The sequence below is a fragment of the Sinomonas albida genome, assembly GCF_004919045.1.
Classification (GTDB): domain Bacteria; phylum Actinomycetota; class Actinomycetes; order Actinomycetales; family Micrococcaceae; genus Sinomonas; species Sinomonas albida.
Genome location: NZ_SWDW01000004.1, coordinates 1 through 23,456 on the forward strand (window position 1 = coordinate 1; position 23,456 = coordinate 23,456).

14 protein-coding genes are annotated in these 23,456 nt (G+C 62.4%); 6 read left to right on the top strand and 8 right to left on the bottom strand.

Annotated features, from left to right (window positions below; translation table 11 throughout):
- Positions 1-88 precede the first annotated feature (88 nt).
- The 4 genes from E6A26_RS04780 to E6A26_RS04795 all read right to left on the bottom strand — a co-directional run bounded on the left by E6A26_RS04780 (position 89) and on the right by E6A26_RS04795 (position 6,235).
- The gene (locus E6A26_RS04780) at positions 89-331 is read right to left on the bottom strand and encodes a hypothetical protein (protein ID WP_136610065.1); all 243 of its coding nucleotides are present in this window, start codon (positions 329-331) and stop codon (positions 89-91) included.
- A gap of 45 nt (positions 332-376) precedes the next feature.
- Positions 377-3,313: a DEAD/DEAH box helicase family protein gene (locus E6A26_RS04785; RefSeq protein WP_136610066.1), complete on the bottom strand. Its 2,937-nt coding sequence runs from the start codon at positions 3,311-3,313 to the stop codon at positions 377-379.
- Entirely contained in the window at positions 3,310-5,367 is a 2,058-nt protein-coding gene (locus E6A26_RS04790) for a site-specific DNA-methyltransferase (RefSeq protein ID WP_211128958.1), read from the bottom strand. Before E6A26_RS04790 ends, E6A26_RS04785 begins: the two co-directional genes overlap by 4 nt.
- Positions 5,368-5,872: 505 nt before the next feature.
- Positions 5,873-6,235 (bottom strand): transglycosylase domain-containing protein, encoded by a 363-nt coding sequence (locus tag E6A26_RS04795; protein WP_136610067.1) that lies wholly within the window; start codon positions 6,233-6,235, stop codon positions 5,873-5,875.
- A 758-nt stretch (positions 6,236-6,993) separates the two neighbouring features.
- Here E6A26_RS04795 and E6A26_RS04800 point away from each other — a divergent pair.
- Positions 6,994-7,587, top strand: a complete 594-nt coding sequence (locus tag E6A26_RS04800) for a hypothetical protein (protein WP_136610068.1) — start codon at positions 6,994-6,996, stop codon at positions 7,585-7,587.
- 46 nt (positions 7,588-7,633) lie between these two features.
- Here the strand turns inward: E6A26_RS04800 and E6A26_RS04805 are convergent, their stop codons facing one another.
- The gene (locus tag E6A26_RS04805; protein WP_136610069.1) at positions 7,634-8,413 is read right to left on the bottom strand and encodes a hypothetical protein; all 780 of its coding nucleotides are present in this window, start codon (positions 8,411-8,413) and stop codon (positions 7,634-7,636) included.
- A 241-nt stretch (positions 8,414-8,654) separates the two neighbouring features.
- On the bottom strand, positions 8,655-8,900 hold the full coding sequence (locus tag E6A26_RS04810; RefSeq protein ID WP_136610070.1) for a hypothetical protein: 246 nt from the start codon (positions 8,898-8,900) through the stop codon (positions 8,655-8,657).
- Between the two features lie 388 nt (positions 8,901-9,288).
- Between E6A26_RS04810 and E6A26_RS04815 the strand changes: the two genes are divergently transcribed.
- The 3 genes from E6A26_RS04815 to mobF all read left to right on the top strand — a co-directional run bounded on the left by E6A26_RS04815 (position 9,289) and on the right by mobF (position 14,448).
- A complete protein-coding gene (locus tag E6A26_RS04815; protein WP_136610071.1) occupies positions 9,289-9,627 on the top strand; it encodes a hypothetical protein in 339 nt (112 codons plus the stop codon).
- Between the two features lie 326 nt (positions 9,628-9,953).
- A complete protein-coding gene (locus tag E6A26_RS18160; RefSeq protein ID WP_456114975.1) occupies positions 9,954-11,264 on the top strand; it encodes an integrase core domain-containing protein in 1,311 nt (436 codons plus the stop codon).
- A 136-nt stretch (positions 11,265-11,400) separates the two neighbouring features.
- The gene (gene mobF, locus E6A26_RS04825; RefSeq protein WP_136610072.1) at positions 11,401-14,448 is read left to right on the top strand and encodes a MobF family relaxase; all 3,048 of its coding nucleotides are present in this window, start codon (positions 11,401-11,403) and stop codon (positions 14,446-14,448) included.
- A gap of 597 nt (positions 14,449-15,045) precedes the next feature.
- Here the strand turns inward: mobF and E6A26_RS04830 are convergent.
- Complete coding sequence (locus E6A26_RS04830; RefSeq protein ID WP_136610073.1) at positions 15,046-18,381, bottom strand: SNF2-related protein; 3,336 nt, start codon at positions 18,379-18,381, stop codon at positions 15,046-15,048.
- Between the two features lie 442 nt (positions 18,382-18,823).
- Here E6A26_RS04830 and E6A26_RS04835 point away from each other — a divergent pair, with 442 nt between their 5' ends.
- Together E6A26_RS04835 and E6A26_RS04840 are read left to right on the top strand one after the other, a co-directional pair.
- A complete protein-coding gene (locus tag E6A26_RS04835; RefSeq protein WP_136610074.1) occupies positions 18,824-19,633 on the top strand; it encodes a hypothetical protein in 810 nt (269 codons plus the stop codon).
- 1,454 nt (positions 19,634-21,087) lie between these two features.
- Complete coding sequence (locus E6A26_RS04840; protein WP_136610075.1) at positions 21,088-22,731, top strand: SIR2 family protein; 1,644 nt, start codon at positions 21,088-21,090, stop codon at positions 22,729-22,731.
- A 7-nt stretch (positions 22,732-22,738) separates the two neighbouring features.
- Here the strand turns inward: E6A26_RS04840 and E6A26_RS04845 are convergent, their stop codons facing one another.
- Entirely contained in the window at positions 22,739-23,092 is a 354-nt protein-coding gene (locus tag E6A26_RS04845) for a hypothetical protein (protein WP_136610076.1), read from the bottom strand.
- Positions 23,093-23,456 lie beyond the last annotated feature (364 nt).

Genomic DNA, 23,456 nt, shown 5'->3' on the forward strand with positions numbered 1-23,456 from the left:
CCTCTACGGGTACTGCGGAGACATCCCACCGGCGGAGATGGAGGCCGCCTACTACACTCGACAACCGGACCCGGCAATCGTCGGATCCTCAAACTAGAAAGTCTCCGGACACGCCGGGGCGGTTCACCCATCCCCAGACGGTCACCTTGCTGCCGTTCTCGCTGACGTAGACCCAGCCCTCTGGCTTGGACACGACGTACGTGTACGCTTCGGTTTTCGTCCATGTCGATCCGACCAGTGTCAGATCGTCTTTCCACCAGAACTTTGCCAAGGCCTCGTGGTCGGACCCGTTGGCGATTCCAAATTCAGCGTCATAGATACGGATGCCCATCGATTTCTCCCCTCGTTGAATCTCTGATGGCCTCGGTGTCGGCAGTCACCAGATCTGCTGCTCGCCCTCTTCTTCCTCTGTAGTACGCAGACGGCTCCGATCCAATAGGTCGCTCGCGCGCTCGTTGGCAGCGATAGACCCCTTTACGGCCTGCTCAGCGAGCAGAACGTAAGCCCACCGTCGATGACTGCGCTGGTCCGGCTCCAGCTCATTGATCTGCTCGCACCAGGCGACTGCAGCAGCCTGTTTCCGTTGCACGTTGATGTCGGACATCGCAAAGTCTGCCTTTGTCTCGACGACGTAGATCATGCTCTCGGTGCGTACCAAGAAGTCAGGGGAGTAGCGCGCGGGCATCCCGTCAGCCTTCAGATAGGGCCGCTGGACGAAGGTGTGCTTGTACTCGCTGACCTTGCAGACGGCCTCAACCAAGGTGTCCTTGTCGATCCACTCTAGGAATTTGCGCTCGAGGCCTCCGGCGTGGGTCGGGATCGGGAGCTTCGGATAGATGCACTTGGTCATCTCGACGCACGATGATGCCCTGACGCTGAGCGAGGTGACTTCCGACAGTCTGCGATGGTTCACCTCGGCGATGGAGACGGTTTCATTCTGAAGCGCGGCGACGAGTGCCGACGCGAAGTTGCCTGCCAGCTCATTGGTTATTTGGTCCCACAGCAGGACGCGCCAGTTCTCGTCCTCAAGCGGGTCGATCTCCATATTGAAGAAGCGATGTCGGACGTACGTGTCGATCCAGCCGAGGAGCTGAGGACGGTACATCTGGAGCAGCGGGAATGCCGCCAGCTCGCTGTACTTCTTAGAGCTTCTAGTAACCTCTGCGCGGCGTCCACCAAGCGCCTCGGTGATGCGCACGGTCACCCTGCTGAGGAAGTCGTTGTAACCGGTAGCCGTCATCACGCCACCGTTGACCCGGTAATCCCCGAACTGCGTCTTGGTCTGAGCATCCTCAGAGACGAACCGATCCCCGGAGCCGACAACCTTCTTGGCTTCGCTGAAGGGGAAGCGCGAGCGCGGAAGCAAGAAGGGGTCGACCAGGGGAGCCTTGAGCTCTTCCTCCCGGTCCCGCACCATCATCGGGACGTGGAAGTCGAACTCCTCGTACCCGGCTTTGAGGTTCACGATCTCAAGGTCACCCGTAGCCGATGTCGGTCGATCCAGCTGGTCACCGATGGCGCTGGCGAGACCAGCGGCCATTAGGGAGTCGTAGAACTGCGAGAATGCCGGGTGTTCAACGACGAAGAGCACGTCGAAGTAGTTCTGTGGTTCCAGGCGCTGAGCGATGCGACGCCGGTTCTCGCGCTTCATCTCGTCGATTTGCTCGTCGCCGCGCCACATCAGGCGTAGACCGCGTCCGATCGTCTGTTCGAGCAAGATGCCCGATGTGCTGGCCCGTAGAGGAACGATCACGGCGATGTTGTTGACATCGAAGCCTTCCCGCAGCATGAGGACGCTAACAATCACCCTGGGAGACTTATGCCGGTCGACGTCGAAGAGCCGTTCGCGAGCGACATCCCACTCCGCAGCCGTCATCTCGCCCTTGCGGTCGGAATCGACTACTAGGACATCTTCGGCTGGGAGGCCTTCGGCGTGTAGGAACTCCTCGACGAACCGCGTGACGGCGGTCTCCTCACAGACGATGAGGAGCTTGGGGTGCTTGTCCGGATCGACCGACGAGAACTCTTGCTCGAGCATCCCCAACTTGGTCAGCCCGGCCCGGATCATGACCCGCTGCCCTGACGAGAGCCCGATGACCTTGCCTCTGCCGTCGCGATCGGCGTTGAAATCGAGCGGCAGGCTCGCGATCTCCTTGCGCTTGTCGAGTGCCAGATTCTTCACGAGACCTAATGACATGGCCTGGTTCAGGTCGAAGTCGACGACGATATGGGGGAACCAGCGCCTGCTCTTCTTCGCGCCTGATCCGCTCTCATTGAAGGGCGTCGCTGAGAAGTCGACTTGGATAAACTTTTGACCCTTGGTCGACGCGATGTCGGAGAGGCTTTTCTGCCACTCAACCTCGTCGACCTGATCGCCCTTCTTGACCGTGTGGATGTGGTGCGCCTCGTCGTTGAACACCATCAGCGACGGCAGATCCTTGAGCCAAAGGAGTGGCCCACCACGGGTGAACTTGTTATCGAGAGCGCTCAGGCTGTTCCCGGCCGTCTTGCCAGGTCGGATCGGGAAGAAGCTCTCGACAGCTGCCTTCGCGTCTATGTCGGCCCCAGGCGAATCGGTGTCGGGTACAAAGTCAGGGTCTTCTACGCCGGCCAGGACGTGCCAGTTTGCGACCGCGATGACGCCGCTGCCGGTCACCTTCGAACCGATCTCGCCCTTGGTCACCACTGATGACTGGACGAATCCGAAGACGGCATCTCGGTAGTTGTCAGGCACAAAGATGTCTTGATTGGTGAAGATGTCCGACGTCTCAAAGTCGCGTTCGCCCTCGCGCTCCTTACCAAGGAACGAGTCAAGAAGCCGGTCGTAGACAATAAGCCCGGGCGCGACGACCAGGAAGTTCGAGGTGAACCGCTCGTCTTCTGGGTACTCACGGTGATTGAGGTACTGCCAGACCAGCAGAGCGTTGAGCACCCACGTCTTGCCGGTGCCGGTCGCCATCTTGGCTGCGTACTTGGGGTGGTTGTGAGCGCTCCGCGTCACCTCACCGAGCACATCGCCATCCAGTAGCGCTTCAGTCGCGATCTCTCGGTAGAGCGATTCGAGGTTGGGCGCTTTGAGGACTTCATGCGCGTAGATGATGTGCAGGATCGCCTCGCGCTGGCCATCGTGGAAGTTCGCGGTGCGGAGGCGCACATAGTCGTCTTGGAACCAGAACTTCAGCAGCTCGGCGGTGATGGGCGTGACCTCATCCATCAGAGCAGTCGGCTGTCCCTTGACGATGTCCGCGACCTGATCCCCGATTACTTTCTGGAGACCCGCGGCAAGTGGAAAGGTGCTCAATCCGGATGTCATGAGTTCACCTCCACGCTCTCGATGATGACCTCCGACTCGAAGCCGAACACATCGACGGCGCGAACACAGACGCGCCGAGCTGCCGGCTTTATTGGCACTGTCACCTCAGCCTTGGTGATGACCCGCAGCTCGTCACCATCATTGTCAGTGTTGCCCCGGTAATCTTGCCAGACAGACCGGAAGACCTGACCGTCATAGTCGGGGTCGATGGCCCAGTATTCGAGGAGCGCGAGCGGCTCTCGATTCATGACATCGAGGAGGAGCTCGCGGTTCTTCTCGTCCAAGTTAATCGAATCAGGCGACAAGAGCACATAGTTGTTGAGGTTCACGGTAAGTGTTTCATCAGCGCCCGAGGGAATCCGACTGACGACGCTGGCACTAAGGTACTGAAGCGTTGAGAATCGAACGTCGTCGGCCAGTTTGTCGACCGAACTGTTCTTGCTGATTCGGTCGAGCAAATCGGGTGGGATCACGCGGACCTCAAGGTGGTCGTCGTTCAGCGCATCGATGTCATGTCCGATCGAGTCGGCAAAGTTCCAGCCGAGTACGTACACCTTGTCGAAGCCGCCCATGACGGATAGCCGGGCTTGTTGCGCTCGACGAAGCGTCGACCCGGTAACGAGCGCGTTAGGGCTTGTGGCGATGACGAGCGCCTTCTCATCAGGAATGCGGCCGAGTGCTCCGCCTTGGCTGATCTCTGGAGGCAGCGGCACCGCACCGAAGAGTCGCAGGACCACCTGAGCAAGCTGGCCAACCCTGAACTTTCGCCCGAGCACCGACTTGGCCTGCTCAACCTGGTAGTCACCGATCGCTTCGTAGACGAAGGGCTGAGCATCTTGGTCGATGAGTCGCTTGCGAGTGACCATGATCGACGGCTTTCCAAGATCAGTAGCCACCCATCGCCGGCCAAGCTTCTCCGCGACGGCGGCGGTTGTACCCGAGCCGACGAAGAAGTCTGCAACCAAGCCCCCTTCGGGCGCGCATGACTCTATTATTCTTGCGAGCAGCCGCTCAGGCTTCTGAGTCGCATAGTCTAACCGTTCGTTTGCCTGAGATTGAACCGGCGATACATCATCCCACAAGTTCTGAACGGGATAGCCTTTCCAATCATCGAGATACGTCTTGCGACGAATCCTGCCGCCTTCTTTTTTGGGAAAGATCAACCGCCCCTCGGCGTCCATCTGTGCCATTACGGCTTCGCTGACGGCCCAACCATTCTTGGGCGGCTGGTGACCTTTGTATACGTACTTCAAATTTGGTCGATCGGCCGGATTGCCAAGGTTGTCACTAAGATAGCGGCGACCATCGGGCTCTACTAGATTGAATTTCGCCTCGATCTCCTCTCGGGAGACATCGCGACGATATTGAGGGGTGAAACGGAATCCGTCGGTTTTGGAGTACCAAAAAATCGAATCGGTCTGGACGCCAAAGGCGTTGTTCGAGCTAGCGGCTCCCGTGCGCCGCTTCCAGACGATCTCGTTCCTGAATTGGTCACGGCCAAATGTCTCGTCGAGCAGAAGTTTGACGTAGTGACCAACGTGATAGTCGATGTGGACGAAGATCGAGCCACTCTCCGCCATTAGCTCTCTCATAAGCACCAGGCGCGGCACCATCATCGCTAGATAGGAAGCGGTACCGTCCGACCAAGTATCAGAGTAGGCAAACTGCTCCAGTACAGTCGGCTTCTGGTCAATCGTTGTGCCTGGCAGCGTGATCTTTGTCCGGTAATCCGCCTTGGAGTCAAAGGGCGGGTCGATATAGATCAGGTCGACCTGATTGCGCATCGACGGACGCTCATCATCGCCAGCGAGAAGTGCTGCCATCGCGAGCAGGTTGTCGCCATATATCAGTTGGTTTGGCTGATCACCGTCCGCTTCGTCACGACGCAGGTGCCGGAAGAGGTCCTCTTCAGTGACGCTTTTGCTGGGTATCACCAGCTCACGAGTCTGAAGGGTGACACGATTGCGGCCCTCAAGCTGCTCGAGGTACTGGGAGGCACGGCGCTTCCCCTCAGCCACGATGCCAGGCAGCATCTCCAGTAGTGACTTGCTCAACGGTCCTCCCCATCAGCGTCTGATTGCTCGATTCAAGACTCTACCTGCGGCGCCGACAATCCAGCCGAACGACCGCCACGCGGTGCCTGTAGCTGACAGGCAAAAGGAGAGGGCCGCGCCCCCTACTGCACGGCCCTCTCCGTCTTTGGGAGAGCGCTACTTGGCGCCATCGCCCGCGAGGCGGTCAGCTACAGCTTGCGGCATGGATGCGCACGCGTCAGGGCTGTTCTGCGTGTCAGCGTGCGCCGAGGCGGTGTCCGTGATGCCGATGGTGGCCACGGCCGTGTGCCAGTCGCCATGGTTGTCGAGCTGCCTTGGAAGCCATACGTGGGGCCGCGCCGTTGATCAGGTCGACCGCGTACTTGTCTGCACCTGGCCCGAGATCGAGTCCACCTCCAGATGCCCGCTTCACCTTATCCGGGTCGGGCAGGACACCCATGAGCTGATCGGCCTGGTACTGCGTCATGGCATACGGCGGCGTGTCGGAGCAGTACCAGCTCGCTGCTTAGATCCCGAAGAGTTTTGGCCCCAACTGCGCGTAGTTGAGGTACAGCTCCATCATCCGTTTCTTCGGCACCAAGAAGTCGACTTCTTGCGATAGGCCGGCTTCGATACCGTTCCGCACCCAGTCTCGGTTTGGCCAGAGGAAGATGTTCTTGACGAGTTGCTGAGGGATCGTCGAGCCAGAGGGATCAGGCCGGCCTGCACTGTACGCCTGAGCCCGCGCCCAGAACGCATCCCAGTCGAAGGCACCGACACGCGTGCCGAGCCGATCGTCCTCATGCACGAGCGCTGCTGCCACGACGAACCGGCTGATGTGATCCATGCCCACCCACTGGTAGACGATCGGTTCGCGCGCTTGGAACATGTACGACGTGCGCTCGACGTGAAGTCAGTTGAGGGAGCTCGTGGCAAAGAGGCTGAGCGGGACCAGGGCGGCGACGAGCCGAAACAGGACGCGAAAGACGCGGCGCGCGCGGTGGTGCTTGATCTTTGAAATTTCCCTCAGGAACGTAGTTGAGATAGTGATCGTACGGAGCTGTCCAGTAGCGTTGACCACGCTCTGCCAGATACCCCATGTTGGCGGAAACTAGCTAGCACGTCGCTCGGATCGAGACCCAACTGGCCAACAGGCATCAATTGCGCGGCTTACTCTTGCGCGAAGATTTCGTTGGCGGTCCTATCGACCACGGTCCAGCACACCGCTTCGACCAAGTTCATCCGGTCTTCTGACCTATCAGTGGAGCTTACGAATGCCCTCTTCGATGAGTGCATAGTTCGTGCCCTCGTTCAGCCGGTTTTGCGCCGCTCGAGCGCACGCTGGTGGGAGGCCTGAACCGTCCATCTTGGCTGCGGCTGCCAACATACTGGCCAGCTACTCAGGCACACCCAGTGTCATCATTTCCAGCTGCATCGAGGTCGCCGAACGACCGAAAAGACCCATGACGCCCCGCCTTTGGGGGACTCGCTCGGACATGGCAACTACCAGCAGCCCATAGCCTAGTTCCCCCATCGAGTTGTACACGTCGATTGTCGGCATGCCGCGATAGTCTCCAAGTGGCCGGCTCGAGGCGAGTCAAGGCCAGACGGCTGACGGAGATGTCAGCATGAAATGGGGAGAAGCACATGGACGAAGACCGTCCCGTCGCGCCGAAACGACGTCGCTGGGTTTGGATCATTGGAGTCTCAGCCGTCGTCGTGGCGGTGATCGCGACCTGCACAATTTGGGCGTCGATCGCCATCGCTCAGTCTCAAGCGCAGTCCGCAGCCGACAGTGTGAGTGCCAGTGCGAGTGCATCAGCGTCCGCCGCGGCCAGTCGATCAAAGGCTGCCAGCGATGCCTTCTGGGCGCAGGTCGCCCAGGATAACCGGCGGATCTACGCATCCGAGAGCGCGTTCGCCAAAGCATTCAACGACTCACAGGCGCAAGACCAGATGACGGCGCAAGGATTCGTGCCGATCGCATCAGGTATCTACCGCAAGGACGGGAACTTCCACTGCACCGGCAGCTTGCCATGCACGATGTTCTACCTCACTGTGACGAAGGCATGTCCGGGCGGCGTGTATGTTGAAGCGTCCGCGATCCAGAACGGCGTCTCGGTCGGCCGAGCTGACGACTTGACCGCTGCCCTGAAACCCGGTGATGAGGCCGTGATCACGCTGACGGATACGTCGGGGATGGCCAACCAGTTCAAGATCACGTCGGCTACGTGCGAGTGATGATGATCAGTCGGAGACTGGCTGTACAACTCGCACCACCATCGCGCTATACGGGCTCCTTTGCTTGGAGTGAAGCCACAAAGGCGTCGCGCGCTTCAGCAACTTGGCGATCTGCAAGCTCAAGGATCTCGGTGAGATCCTCACCTTTGAGATAGATCAAACGCATGGCGGTTACACGGAAAGACAGGTACGCGATCCATAGCGGCTCCAACCAGTCCTTCGCGTCGACTAAGTCTCCGTAGACGGCTTTCGTACCGAGATTGGTTCGATAAGACCTGGTGCCAAGTTCCGCCGCGTGGGTGTACTGAGACGCCATGACATAGAACCGTGGGAGTCCTTCGCCTTCCGCAGCAAGAATTTCCTGTATCGTGTCAACTCTTTTCGGGACGGATACACCATCGGGGAGCTCTGCGGTGACCGCATTTGCAAAATCCTCGATTGCTTTGGCCTGAGCGACGATATGCGGAAAGCCCTCGGTCTCTTTCCGCTTGATCCGAGCCCCCTCATGCAGGAGCGCGATCCATCGCGCCTCGCGCTCCCACTCGTCCTCAGGTTGAAGTAGCCATAGGCAACGAGCAGCTGTTTCGACAGCAGCACGCGCAGTGACCCAGGCTGTCGGAGCCAGCACCATATCGGTCTTCGCGAGCGTGAGGGTTGACTGGGAATGGCGGAGTGCAAGATTGCTCAGCGTCCAGCCATGACGGGGCGCTTCGAACTTGGTGGTGAGATCCCAAGTGCCGCGCTCGGAGAGGAACTGCTTCAAGGCAAAATCGATCCGAGTAGCCAATCGTCGAAGCTCACGGGTCGGTTCGCGCACAGCAGTCATGCAAGCCATCTTCGCAGAAGGCCGCACGCCGGGCCTCTTTTGTCTTCTGCCGACCGCTGGGCGTTGATGGCGAGGCGGCCCAGGGGCCAGAAGCTGACCAGGAGATGGCGGACAAGGCGATGGCGTCGCCTGGCTATGCTGGCCGGCGCCTCTCTGAGGCGTGGGACCAACGATTTCCCCGAGCGTGCAGCAGATCTCGTCGTAACCGTTCGCGCAGATCAGCTGCGGGCCTTTCTTATGTCTAGGCCTTGCGTAGGTGGTGCTTTGCGGCCGCGCCGCCGGCAGCAAGTACGCGTCGGTCCTCCTCGCTGAACGTCTCGATCGACTCTCGCGGGTATCTCGGCAGCAAGAAGTCGAGTGCGCGACACTGATCATCGTAGGTCTTGGCCTTTGCTTCCTCGAGAATCTCGCGCGCTGGATCGGGGGTTTCTTTGGATTTGAGCAGGATCTCGATTGCATTCGGCACGATGGTGCTGGTCTCGGTCATGAACCGACCGTACGACATGGGTCCGACTAAAAGTCCACTTCTTGCGCCAGGCAGGTCGACTCCAGCCACGTTGACGACGTGCATTGTGTAGCCTTCCCCGTCCTAGACCGTCACGAAGAACACCGCATATTCGTTCTCGTCGTCCACCCGAATGGTCATAGAGCACCCGCTTGAGGTCGGTCGATCGGAGCCCCGACGCGCGGCTTCAACCGCTCGCCGGTGTCGCAGGGCGGGCGTGTCATTGCGCATGGCTCGGCCTCCTCGCTGGGACTGCTAGTGCCACTCGGGCGGCCAGCGGTGACGATGCTCGCGTATGCGATCACGATGGTGCTCGCGGAGAAGATCGTGACCGCGATCGAGCGCGGTGAAGCCAACGCCCGCTGGCGACTTGGCAGACGTGTACACGCTAAGCGGCCGGCACGAGATCAACGGAGCTGAACTCCGACAGTCGCTCGAGACGGTTGGCGCCTATCGCAGCGCAACGGTGGAACCACACGCACACGCGCTGGGGCGCGTGCCAGCCATCGCGCAGCCGAAGTGGCGGGCCTGGCGCACCCGTGTCGGCCGCGACGGCGAACTGCCTGAACAGTTCGAAGAACTCCTCGCAGCGCTCTCGATATTCGCCGACCCTGTTCTCACTGGTTCCACGCGCCGGCACCTGGAGCCCGTCAAGCGCCACCTGGAGCTAACAGCCCTCTGGCTCGACACGTGCTCTGTCAGCAATTGAATGTGTTATGTCTCAGGAGATCTCGGACACTCGGGTATCAACACATCCCGGACTGTTCTGGGGTCTGTGGTGTGGACACTTCTGCGGTCGAATAGACCGAGTGCCCGAAACCGAATCCACCAGTAGACCCCCGCATCCGACTCGCGATCGCGCGCTGGCCCGATGACGCCCCCAGGGGCACGGTCACGACGTTCTGCGCTGAGCATGACATCGCAAGGAGCACGTTCTACGCGCTCCGCGACCGCGCCAAACAGGAGGGGCAAGCGGCCGTTCTCGCGCCGAAGTCCAAGCGTCCGAAGACCAGCCCCCGTACCATCGCTGATGACGTGAAACAGCAGGCGGTCCAGGTGCGTGCCGCGCTGGAATCCTCCGGGCTGGATCACGGCCCGATCAGCGTCCACGACAAGATGGTGGCCCTGGGCTTGCCCGCCCCCTCGGTCGCGTCGCTGGCGCGCATCTTCCGCAACGCTGGCGTTGCCCGGAAGGAACCGAGGAAGAAGCCGCGTTCGTCGTATCGCCGCTTCGTGTATCCGGCCCCGAACGCATGCTGGCAGCTCGACGCCACCGAGTACGTTCTCGCAGGAGGCCGCAAGTGCGTGATCTTCCAGCTCGAAGACGACCACTCCCGCCTCGCCGTCGCCTCTCACGTCGCCACCGGGGAGACCAGCGCCGACGCGATCGCCGTCGTCCGGAAGGGCATCGCCGCCCACGGGGTGCCGCAGCGCCTCCTGACCGACAACGGTTCCGCGCTCAACACCTCCCGACGCGGGTGGGAAGGACAGCTCACCGCCTACGTCACCTCGCTCGGCGTCGCAGCGATCACAGGGAAGCCGGGCAAGCCGACCACGCAAGGCAAGAACGAACGGTTCCATCAGACCCTGTTCCGCTGGCTCGACAAGCAACCCCTCGCAGCCACCGTCACCGAGCTCCAGGAGCAGGTCGACCGGTTCGACCTCATCTACAACACCGAACGCCCACATCAAGGCTTGCCCGGCCGGCTGACCCCGCAGGCCGCATGGGATGCGACCGAGGTCGCCGAACCGCCCCGTCCCCTGCAGGACATCCCGAAGTCGATCATTTTCGACCCCGCCACCGCTGCTCCCGGCACGCCGCTGGAGGGTCTGCGCCCGCGTCGGGTGAAGGCCAGCGGCGCGATCGAGATCAAGGGCGTCTCCTATCAGATCGCCCGCGAACTCGCCGGGCACACCATCTACATCGCCACACCCGCCGAGGGCGTGAAGATCTGCGACAACACCGGCGACCTCCTCCTCGAACACCCTTGGCCCGCGCCAGGCGTCAAACACGTCAGCAACGGCAGACCCCCCGGCGCAGGAGCCAAGCGACCCAGGAACATCACCGAAGCGCTCCGCTCGACAGACCAGCAACCCGACGGCGAATACCGCCGCACCGTTCGCACGGACGGCCGCGTGAGCGTCCGCAACGTCGTCTACGGGATCGGCAAGGAACACGTCGGCGAAGAACTCCATATCCTCGTAGACAAGGCGACGGTGACGTTCTGGAGCACACGCACCGGGGAACTCGTTGGCGAGCACCCGCTCCCCGAACCTGGCATGAAACACGTCGGCTACGTCCGCTACAACCGCGCAGCCCGCCCCGAAGTGTCCACGATGTCTTGAGACATGAAGTGTCCGAGATGTCCTGATGCAGAACTGTCCGGCATGTCCCGAGACATCACATCAGCAATTGAATGGACGCATGCTACCGCGGGTAGGTGCTGCGCACCTGTCTCTCACAGAGGTGAGGGAGGCGGGCGTGAAGGGCGGTGTGACGCTGTTCCGCGGGGAGGGTGCGGCCGCGCGCCGGTATGTCGAGTCCGATCGCTCGCGCGCCGATGACTACTATCTCGGCGAGGGGAGCGTTGCCGAGTTCGTCCAGCTCGACCGCGACGGCGAGATCGTGGCCGTCCATGACCTTGCCCCGGAGGCGTACGCCGGATGGGTCGACTGGGCGCACCCGATCACCGGGGAACGGCTGGGTATCCCACGCCGGGCGGGCGACGGCCGTGGGGGATCGCCGCGCTTCGCGGAGATGGTGGTCAACGCGCCGAAGTCCCTCTCCATCGCCGCGGCCCTGCACCCCGAGGTATCGGCCGCGCTCGATGCCGCGCAGCAGGATGCCGCTGCGGAGATCCGCCGGTGGCTTGCCCGGCATTCGGTGACACGGGTCGGGCCGCGCGGGGCGCAGGAGGTGGTCCCCGTCGAGGAACTGCATACTGTCGCCGTCGTGCACCGCACGAGCCGCGCCGGGGATCCGCACCGGCACATCCATCTCCAGATCGGCGCCCGTGTGCGCGCGGCCGGGGCCTGGCGTGCCCTCGACACGGCGGCGCTGTTCGCGCAGCAGGGCGCAATCCGGGCGCTCGGCACTGCTGTGATCGCCGCCCACCCCGGGCTCGCTGAGGTGCTCGACCGGCACGGGCTGACGCTGCATCCTGTCACCGGCGAGGTCGCCGAGCTGCGGCCGTTCAACGCGGCGATGAGCGAGCGGGCCGTCCAGGTGGAGCGGAATCTCGCCCGCCTGACCGCCGAATGGGAGGCCGCGCACCCCGGCGAGACACCCGGGCCGGTGGTCACGGCGCGGTTGCAGGCGAAGGCGTGGGCGCACGGGTGGCCCGCGAAGAAGCCGACCAGCCTCGCTGAAGAGGCCGCGTGGATCGCCGAACTCCGTCAGGCCGGATACGACCCCGCAACGCTGAATCGGCCGGCACCGCGCATGGTGGTTGCACTCGATGAGCTCTCGATCGAGGAGGTCGCATCCCGAGCCCTCGACCGTTGCGCCGCCGGCGCCTCCGCATGGACCACGCACACGGTCACCGAGCACGTCACCGGCCTGGTGACCGAGTATGGCGTGCGCGCAACCGGCGAGGAGCTGCGGGAGTTCGTCGCTCTCGCGACCCGACTTGCGCTGGGGGACTGCCTCTCGCTCCTTCCGCCCGGCGCACCCGCACCGAAGCACGTCGCGCACCTCACGAGCGTGCGCGTGATCGAGGCCGAGACGAGGCTTCGCGACCTCCTGACCGCCCGCGTCGCCGAAGTTGAGCCCGAGCGCCTCGATATCGGTGGCCTCGTCCAGGCCGACGGCCTCGATTCCGACCAGCGCGAAGCGGCCGCGGCTGTTGCCTCGACAGATCGGCTCGTCGTCGTCGAGGGCGCGGCCGGTGCGGGGAAGACGACGATGCTCGCCGCCGCGATCGCCGCCTCCGGGCTCGACGGACGCCGGGTGCGCGTCCTCGCTCCGACGAAGAAGGCGGCAAAGGTCGCGGCTGAGGAACTCGGCGTTGCCGCCGACTCGGTTGCGGCGCTCGTGCACGCACATGGCTGGCGGTGGAACGACGACGGCGTCTGGACCCGCCTCGCCCGCGGCGGGCTCGACCCCGAGACCGGACGCGCCTACGACGGCCCGCCCGCCACCGCCCAGCTCAGCCACGGGGAGCGGATCGTCGTCGACGAGGCGGGGATGCTTGACCAGGACACCGCGCTCGCCCTGTTCACCCTCGCCGCGGAGTCGGGAGCGGCCGTCGCGCTGGTCGGCGACCGCGCGCAGCTCCCCGCCGTCGGCCGCGGGGGAGTGCTCGACATGGCCGCCCGGCTCCGCGGCCGCACCTGGCAGATGACTAGCGCGCACCGCTTCGCCGACCCCGCCTACGCCGATCTGACCCTCGCGATTCGGGACGGACGCGACCCCGGCGCCCTGTTCGACCAGCTCACCGCACTCGGCCTCGTAAGGATCCACGCAGACGCAGAAGACGCCCAGACGCACATCGCCAGCACAGCCCACGACGGCGACGCGATCACCGTCGCGACCACCGAGGAAGCCACCGCCCTCAACGAGCGCGTACGCGCCCGCCGCGTCGGGCAAGGCGTCGTCGACTGCGCGCGCGCGGTCACGGGCAGCGACGGCCTGGCCATCGGATCTGGCGACCTGATCCAGACCCGGCGCAACGACGCCCGGGTCGGCGTCGCGAACCGTCAGACCTGGACCGTGCAGCAGGTCGACGCCGACGGATCACTGTGGGTGCGCGAGGCCGCCACGGGACGCAAGCGCAGCACGAGCGTCCGCCTCCCTGCCGACTATGTGGCGGACCATGCGCACCTTGCCTATGCGGCGACCGCCTACGGCGTTCAGGGCACGACCGTGACGGCATCGCACACGCTGCTCACCGACCAGACGAGCGCGGCGGCCGTTTACGTCGGCATGACCCGCGGCCGCCAGGAGAACCTGCTGCACGTCGTCGCCGAGAACCATGCCGATGCCCGGGAACAGTTCACCGCAGCGATGGAACGCGACCGCGCCGATCGCGGCCTCGCCGTTGCCACGGACCGTGCAAGGGAGGCGGTCCGCGGTCTCGTCGACGACGGCCTGGCCGGGCGGGTACGAGACGAAATTGCCGCGCTAACTGCCCGCGCCGAGGCCGCCGAATGCACGGCCGCACAGTGGGGCCGAGTCGCTGACCTCCTCGCTTCGTCAGGCACGGCCCACCCTCTGTCCCTAAGGGAAGACAGACTGGTCGCTATGGCCCGCGTGTTCGGCATCGAGCAGATCCACCGCGCAGCTGCGCGGTACGAACGAGTCAACCCCGACCGCGAAATTCGACGTTGGACAATGGCCGCCCACGACGCCCGAACCGAGGCCGATGCGCTGAAGGCCCTCACCCCTCGCGACGCCCTCGCCCGCATCGAGCGCGCCCGTGCAGCCGAGGCACGGAAGGTCGCAGCCCGCACGGCCCGGCAAGCCGAAGCTGAGCACCTGGCCATGCGAGGGCAGGCATCCGGCCGGGAGGCTCGCGGCCGAAGCCTCTGAGCGAGGCAGCGAACTCGAGGGGCCATCCCACCAAGCACTTGGGAATCCCGTGGTGCGAACACCGGGGCATTCGTGGAGGTCGACAGATCTGTCTGCCAGCGGAGCGAGCCAGACAGCCATCGAGCACTGCAACGGTGACAGGAACGGTCTCGTCGATGGGTACGTCTGGCATGCGCCGGTCCGGGCTAGAACCTCGGGCGCGGCTACGAGCAGGACTTCGTGGACTCGGCCTCCGGCAGGCTTGCCTCCCGACCCGGGCTGGAGAAGGCGCTGGTGTCGGCGAACAGGAGTGCGGATCAGCTCATGGTGACCATGCAGCGATGCTGTGGATACGTTGATCAAGACCTTGGCGGACTAATGCCATGGTCCTCGGAGCGGATGTCACTCGGGTCAGTATTCGCCCCGACCTGAACGCCGGCCGGCAGAGCACCTGCGAGGAAGTTGGAGCCGATACCTGCGGCTAGCAGAAGCAGTTCTCCGTGACCACGCTCGGCTGTCTAGTGCTCCCACACGGAGCGAGGATGATCACCAGGGCCAGAAACGTCCAGACGATGGCGCGCGCGGCGAACACGTTCCTGGCCGCTTTGGCGCGTTCGTTCACGCGCCGCTGTCGGGAAGAATCAAGCCTTTGTCATAGCTGTGCTGCGGAACAGCCTCCGGGACACCTAGGATGCAGGCGGTGACACGTTTCGTCAGCGGCGCCCCGAGCGGGAGGCCTGTGAACGTTGCCTCGACGTGGTCTATGGGAAATGGCTCTGCGCGCAGTCTCGGCGTGATGTGCTTGAGACGGAGGTAGCGTGAGCGCCGGCGTACGCGGCGGGCGTCGTCGAGCAGCGGCTGGACGAGTGTGAGCCATTGTTCGGCCACGAGGTGCGGGTCGGGGTGCGCCTCGTCGCTGCTGTGAGCGGCGATCGCGCCGATCCTTCTCCAACGTTCGCTGGTCTCATGGTCTCCTTGCCGCGCGGCGTCGGTTGCCCAGTGCCCGGTGACTTCTCCCATTTGCTCGAGTGCTCGCAGCATCCTGCGGGGAAGGAGCAGCCGTTCGAGGCGCGTGGCTGCTGTGAGATAGAGGTTCAGCCATTCGTCACAGGTCGGATCGAAGGGAAGACTTGGCGGGTCGTCGCCCAGTTTCTCACGCAGAGGCTCGGAGACGTTCTCAAGACCGATGATCGGTTGAGCGTCCTTCCCCTCGAGCATGATCCAGCGGGGGGCGCCGTGTCCGACGCCGGTGACGGCAAGGAAAGCCCAGGGCGCTGTGGATCTGACCGGGCTGACCCGTGCGAGCACGCGATGTGAGGTGTTCCGGTGCTCCTCATACACCGGCCGCGAAATCAGCGCGTTCGGCCCCTCGACCAGGCGGCGCACTGGATCGAGTGCATCGCGGATGCCGTCCCAGGCTTCGGTGCGAGGCGCCTCCATTGCGGCGATGTGCTGCTCTATCTCGACGATGTCGTCTTTCCCAGCGGCGAGATCGGGCACCTTGAGATTCGCACCCAGCAGCGACGTGCTTTCCTGTGTCCGAACCGCAAGGAGCTCATTCGATCTCGTGGCGAATGATGCGCCGTCGCGCGGCCACCAGGCTTCGATCGAGTCGTGCGGGCTGTCCATCCGGTCGACCCGTCCAACTCTCTGCTCAGCGACTCGGAGAGTTGTCGGCACGTCGAGATGGACGATTGCCGAGGCGCCCTGAAGGTTGAGCCCTTCGTTCATGGCATCGGAGCACAGCGCGATCCCGGGAACGCCACTGTCCGGGGCGAAGACGCGCTCGACCTCCTTGCGGTTCTTCTTGTTGACGCCGGTTGCAACTATCACTTTGGTGTCGCCTGCGTCGATGAGCGGTTCGATTGCCGCGAGCGTAATGAGGTGGTGGTCGAACGCGATGACTCGTTGGTGTTTGCGGCCGAGCTGCGCGAGGAGGTCGGCCTTAGTCCTTTCGCGTGCCGTCGACAACCGCTGGCCAGCGTTCAGGATCATCCGGTATCGCTCTGCTTCTTGCTCGCAGGCTGCCCGCCATTCTTGGGCGTCGGTGAGCCACTGCGGCACTTCGCACTTGAGGAGTATCTCCGGGGGGCCCTCACGGGCGAGCCGAGTGACGGTTCCCAGCATGTTGCCTGTCGGCTTGGGCTTGAATGCGCCCTCGATCGAGCATTGGCGGACGGCTTCCTCAGTTCCGGCCACGTGCTCGATGAGGGCCGCCTTGGATGACCGCATCGCGGTCAGCACATGGTGGTTGGCGAGTCCGCGGCCCGACGCGAGCCGGATCTCCAGCCAGCGCTCGTCGGTGTACTCATGGGCCAGCCCGGGTGGGACAGCGATCTGGCGGCCGAGCAACGCCAAGCCGGCCAGCTCGGCCGATGCTTCACGAACCTTGCCCGCGGCCGCCTTATCCTCGGAGCTCTCCCCCGTTGGATAGGTCATGGTGTCGTGCTGCGGGTATCGACAGATCCGCCCGGTTTCCGGGTGACGGTATGAGTCAGGGTCGTCGTCGACCATAGAGTTCAGCAACGCCTTGGTGCGTCGTACAGTGAAGCGTTGGATCTCGCGGCGCAGCTGCTCCTGCTGCTGCGACGACAGCTCAACGTTCTGGCCGCGTCGTCGTTCGAGCTGCTCCAGTATCTCCAGCGTCTCGTCCTCGAAGTTGTCCGGCCCCAGGAGCCCGACCAGCTGGAGAAGGTCGGAGGGGCCTCGGTTGATCGGCGTGGCGGTGCACAGCACGACGTGCTCGGCGAGACTGTCCCTAACCTGGCGAGTACGGTTTGCATCGGGGCTCAGGAAGTTGTGGCATTCGTCGACGGCGAGGATCTGCGCGTCCCTGACCGCCAGTTCCTGCGCCCGGGGTCCGTCGCCCGACTGCCGGCTCAGCAGGCCGTGTGAGACCGTGTTGATCGAGACACCGCAAGACACCGCCTCGCGATACCAGGTTTGCTCCACGGACGGCGGACAGACCAGCACAGTCAGATCTCGCCTCACCCGACCGGTGTTCCACAACCGGTCCCGCACAGCGCGCACAAGGTGGGCTCCCATCCGCGTCTTGCCGGACCCGGTGGCGTCGGCTACGAGCACACTGCCAACGTTCTCCACGATCCACAGAGCCTGCGCGATCCCCGATACCTGCGACGGCCAAAGCCGCGAGCCCTCAACGCTTCCTGACAGGTAGCGCTCGGCCCACGCCCCGTCCAGTAGGTCAGAACACGCCCGCGCCAGCGCCTCCTGCCAAGGGACGAACCGGAGCAAGGCGAGCAGAAGTTCACGGAACTGGTCGCTCCACGGCTGACTGATACTCCAATAGTTCTCCGCCACCTTGACGAGGTCCCGGTAGCGCTGGCTGTCGATCCGCCGGTCAAACCTCGTGTTCGCCTCGATCTGGCTGCCGAGGCCAGCGTCGGTGAAGTTGCTCGAGCCGGCCGTCGCCGCGTCCGAACCCACATAGATCTTCGCGTGCAGCCGCGTGCGGCCATCGACGAACCGGACCACGAGCCGGTCCTCATCGAGCGCTTTGAGCACCTGAAGGACCTTGGCCGACAACCTCAGGGACACACCCTCCTCCTCGAGCCAGTACCGCCGGACCTCATCGGTGAACATCACCTCAGCCGAAGCGAAGCTCGATCTTGCCGACGTGAACGGCTCCGTGCCGAGTAGCACCCTCGCCTCGGCAGCATCGGGCTGTCGATCCCAGGCTGCGATGAGATCGACCAATTCGGCGATCGAGGAAAACCCGGCCACCATCAGCGGCGACGCAGACGAAACCAGATCTTTCTTGACCACAGACCGCACGCGCGCGCCCGCATGGTTGACGGGGAACTCATCAGCCGCCGGCCAGCCGAGGCTCGCCAGACTCTCCAACGCGTAGCTGCCCGGCTCGACTGAGAACAGATCGGCCTGTCCCTCCCACTCGTTGCGACGTGGACGCGGACCGGTCCCTCGCGGACTCACGATCGCCCTAGTCGTCCTTGTTCGTGGTGCGGTAGCGCATTGGCGACAACTTGTCGCCAATGGCGTGGGTGAGGCTGCGATGAGTGTGGTTCGTCATGCGCCCATCATCCATGGGGGCACCGACAGAATAAGGAATCTGGGCCGTCAGGCGTCGAAATCGCGGACTGCCGGTGGGCGATTCCCGCCGGTGGGAACGCTATGGTGGGGCGGGGCTGACTGGTCAGGGGTGCTCATCGGGTTCTCCTGCTGTTTGAGGATGGCCGGCGGGAGCGAGACGACAAACGGCGCCGGGGGAGAGTCCGCAGCGAGGACCTGCCTCGATGCGCGTGCTGCGGGCAAGACGTGGGAGGTTGTGATGTGTTCTAACCGAGTTGGGCATGTAGGAATGAGTCAATCGGAGCGCCCGACAAAGGTAGGGCGACGCGTAGCGATACTTGTGGTCGTGACAATCTTGGTTGCTCTAATTCTTGCGTTCATATATTGGCCAATCTGCGAACAGAGAATAACGGATGGGGGACAAGTACTCACCGCTTGCCGTCGCCTGCAGGCGTCGGACCCGCCCGTCCTGGCGGCAGCTGTCGTCCTACTTGTAGCCTTAGGAACCTTCTTCACGGAAGTCGCGGCCTTCGGCATTTCACTAAAGCGGCAGGTCGCCGAGGCAAAAGCTTCCGCGGACGACGCGAGGGTTGCCTCGGGCAAGGCTGAAGAGGCAGCGGCCTCTGCGCAGGGAGCAGAGCGGAGTGTGGCTCAGGCCGAGCAACTCGTAACCCAGCTCGCACTCCCTCAACGTGAGCCCGCGCCAGCCAAAGACCTCGAGGAGCACATCCGAGCACTCGCGGCCGAATACAATGCCATCCGCCGCGACCTTCCTAGCAGCCCCCAACGCACTACCCGCATGACGAGCATCGTTGGCCGGATGGTTACCGCGGCAAATGCCCAAGGGCCGGAAGATGTCGACGTAGCGCCCTGGCTAGGTTCCGCAGACCAGGGTCTGAGGTTGGCGGCATACGCGTTCCTTTACACTCATCCTGTACCCGCACTGACCCTGCAACTTGCCGATGCCGCCGTTGAAGAGGATACCCGGTTCGGCCAGTACTGGGCTCTACGTGCACTACGCCGACAAGTCTCCCTGGATCCGGATTCCTTGGACCTCAATAGCAGGCGACGACTTGAAGGGCTGCTCACTAAGGTCGGCCCCAGCACTGACCGTGGTTATGAACTGCGCCAAATTCTAGAGATTCGAGGCACATGATCCTTTGCCGCGGTCAGCCGGCCGCCCACCATAAACCCATCGAAAACACCCGTGACCGACTTGGGATAATCCGTAAAATCCACATGGGGGAGTCGTCCGATTCCCTGTGTGACCAGGGAAAACGCGAGCTTTCCGCAGCATCCCAGAAGGTTCCAAAATTCTCCAAGCACATGCGGTCTTTTCATCTTGAAACGGTGACAGCCGACGTCTTCAGGAAAGTCGGGCAAACTATCGCGACGCCCTCCAAAAGTTCTTCGCATGGGCCCCCAACCACGTCGATGGGACTGATCTAGGTGGTCAGGCTGGTTTTCGGACTGCCTACCTCACCATGTTGGGAACGCAGGACCTAAAGCAGGCGCTGTCTTCGGCTGCTCAACGAGCGAAAAAACGAATGAAGCCGAAGCCAGGGGAGATCATGCTGAGCGAAACGGCTCTGGAAGATCCTCCTTGATGACACGTTCCCCGTTTCCTAACGGGGAAGACCTGTGTGCGGAGATGACAACGGGCGCGCTGTTACTCAAGGATCCTGAGGTTCAAACGCGGTGCCGGCCGAGGTAGGTTCAGGCGCCCGCGCAACACGAGGATCCCCTTCGTGCTTGACCGTAACCACCAGGGCGCCCTTGGACGCCGCGGTGACCCCAGGCGGCTTTTTTGGGGGGCACAGGCATTGGCGTTCGTCGGGTCCGGGCCGCAACGACACCTCGGTGCCTGCCAGAGGCGCAGCCGGCAGCACCGGGCAGGTGCTTGTTCTTCGGGCAGCTCGATCGTGTGAGATGCCGTGTCCAGCCACCCCTCAAGGATGCGCCGACACGCGAATTACAACCGTGTCATTCCGCAAGAATGGGGGGTAGACTCTGGACATGGAGGGGATGAGAGGGCGATACCTGCGGAGCGGGCAGGGCTTGTCAACGACCCCCCGGTCGGGGGAGACTGGAGTTCGTCCTGCTTCTCTCAGCGCCCGGTCGTGGTGTCCGGCGGATTGTTGCTAGATGCATGGACAAGTTGTCTGTTTTGTAATTACATGTAGCTGTTAGTTATGGAACAGATTAGGTCTTCGGAACTGAATGCAGTACTGCGGTTGCCCAGATTGTGGCTACGACTTCAGCGTCGAAGTCTCCTCTGGTGCTATCGAAGACCTTGTGGAAGAAGGGTTTATGCCGCGAGCTGATGAGAATGCAAACTCTCGCGGGGACATGATTGGGGGAAACGATCAGGTGAAGATCTCCAGTGCTGAAAAGCGAGGCGACACGGTCATCCACGTGCTTGTAGGTGCGTCCAGTCGTGAGATTGCCAGGAAAGCCAACATGGAGGTTAAGAATCGCCGTCTTAGGGGCGACAGAAGTCTGATTCGGGTGATTGGCGCGCGCCGAAAGTCTGAACAGGTGGGGCCTCCTGAAGAATCGAAAGTCGTAAATAAAGTCATTCGGCCTGCGCTGTAGATATCGTCGCCTAGAATGGTGTTCGGTGGGGAGCCCTTTCTTCGTGATAGCGACGTCAGTGCGTCTTTGCTCTCATTGGTTGAGCGTGATTCCTTGGTTATCTACTGTGGTGCCGGAGTCACCCGAGACAGAACCAACCTCGGATGGAACGAGTTGGTCGGCGCGGTCTTTAGTGAGGTCAAGAAGCGAAAGGGCCGGGATAGGACCCGCGATTCGGTACTGGAGATAGCACTCAGGGACGGGGCGATCGATCCGAAGCATAAGGCATCCATCGTCACCCAAGATTGCCAGAAGAGTCTTGAGGAAGAGAACCAACTCCTGGCCCCGATGCTTAGGAAGGCCCTCTATGCGACCCATGGGTGGCAGCAAGGGTATCTTCTCCGCAACGTAATCCGACTGTCAGTGCTTTATGCCGTACAGGGACGTAGGATAAGCATAGTCACTTCGAATTACGACGACTATATCGATCGCAAGCTACAACAAGAGATCGACGACCAGTTCGCGGGCGCGGCTCCTGATGATCCAACGCCTGGGCTTCGAGTTAATGTGCTCGGTAATCCTCATTATCAAGAAGTGCTGAAGGAACCCACCAACGGGGCATCGTATATCGATGTTCATTTTATTCATGGCAGAGTTCCGAAATCGGGTCGCACCCGGGGAACTATCGTCTTTTCCGAAAACTCCTACTCATTAAGCCGCCGTCAAGTTGTCGACTTTCTGATTGGCCAGTTCAACGCGGGATCCACGTTTCTTTCAGTTGGCGCGAGCCTTAATGACGAGCCGTTGATTGAAGCTCTGATCCGGACTCGTCCAGTAGATACGACCCGCGTGGCGCTAGTTGTTCCGGGGGCAACGGACTCTTCTACTCGGGAAGCGGAAGCACTAGCGCAGAAGGTCCGAGGCGACCATATGCGCGTTAGCGTACTCACACCCGATAGCTTCGCTCAGGTTGCCCAGTACGTAGATGAGCTGCGCGTCTGTGCCGCAGCCAGGGAACTCGGGGTCCTAGACCAGCATGAGCCGGTTTTCTGTTATTCAAAGAGATTGGAGTGGTGGTGGCAGGAATGGTCACACTCCAATTGGTCTCGACGACGTGACCGGCACTATCGTCTCCTTAGTGAATCTGTCGCGCAGATACGACAGTTCTTCCAAGTCAATGGAATCGTTCGGCCCTCCGGGCGAGACGAGGAAGTTCTAAGGCTTGAGTTGTGGATCAGAATCGATCCGTCGGTTTCCCGTGACCGAAGAAAATTTACTCTTTTTGCTAACTCTACCGGTCCGCTGCTCGGGCCTTTCGAAGCCATGAGGAGTGAGCAGATCCGCCCGGGGAGTTCCATCGCCGCGATACGCACGTTCATGGAGGGGCGCCCACAACTCTACGACTTGCATGACCTTGGCTATTCCAGTCAAGCGTCGCGCTGGAAGAGCTTCCTTTCAGTTCCTATCTTCCAAGAGCTTGGCTATGAAGTGGACGGGGCATTTTTCACCGGTGCGGTTCCCGTTGCGGTCGTCACGTTGACATCGACGTTGCCCACTAAGGCTTCAGATTCCAAGAAGTCGGTAAGCTCTTTCGCCGACCCGGTGCTCACGAATGATCATTACGTCGAATTGCTTGCTCACATGATCGGTGTCGGCCGGGAAATTACTTCGCTCAAGTAGAGCTGTGTCATGGAGTGCTTCTCGCCGACAATATTGCGATTGTGCTCTTGATTCGAGGGTTGGCAACTATCTGTATCCCGAATCGGGATGCACGCCTTAGTAGGCTGCTTCCAGATCGTCTACGAGCCTTCGCCTTGCCGTCTGCATCGGCCCTGGCCTTGGCGCCCTTCTCGGTCATATCGACGTCGACGACCGGATGCGTGCGCTCTGGGATCGGGACGCCGGCCACAGGCTCCTTGCCGGTGATCTTCGCCGAGTCCGGGGCGTTGTCGAACTGAAACCCATCCGGGCCGCGGAAGACGAAGCGCACGCCCAGCGCGACGAGGGCGGACTGAGGGTCGCCGAAGGCCTGCCCGACCACAGGTGGCATTGTGGGGCGCGGGATGCCCGACGGGGTGCTCCGCGCAGTCGACGAGGACTGCAGGGAGCCGCATGCCGAGAGGCCCACAGCTAATACCGCTGCAATTGGATGGCTTTAGACCGTGCTGGCGGTGCCTGCGTGCCAGGACTGGGCGAGGCTCAGAGTCCTCCACCTTCCGACGTGTGCGCTCCGACTCCTTTCCGAACGCAGCTCGAGGTTCTGCAGGCCTTGGCTGCTGCGCGCCCTTCGAGAGTGTGAGAAGTCGTCAGTGGCTATTCTGTCCTTCTTCGCGTCGTCGGCTGCGCTGACCGCAGCTGCTTGCACATGTCAACCTACCGTCAGGGCGGCTCATAGGCTTTGGACA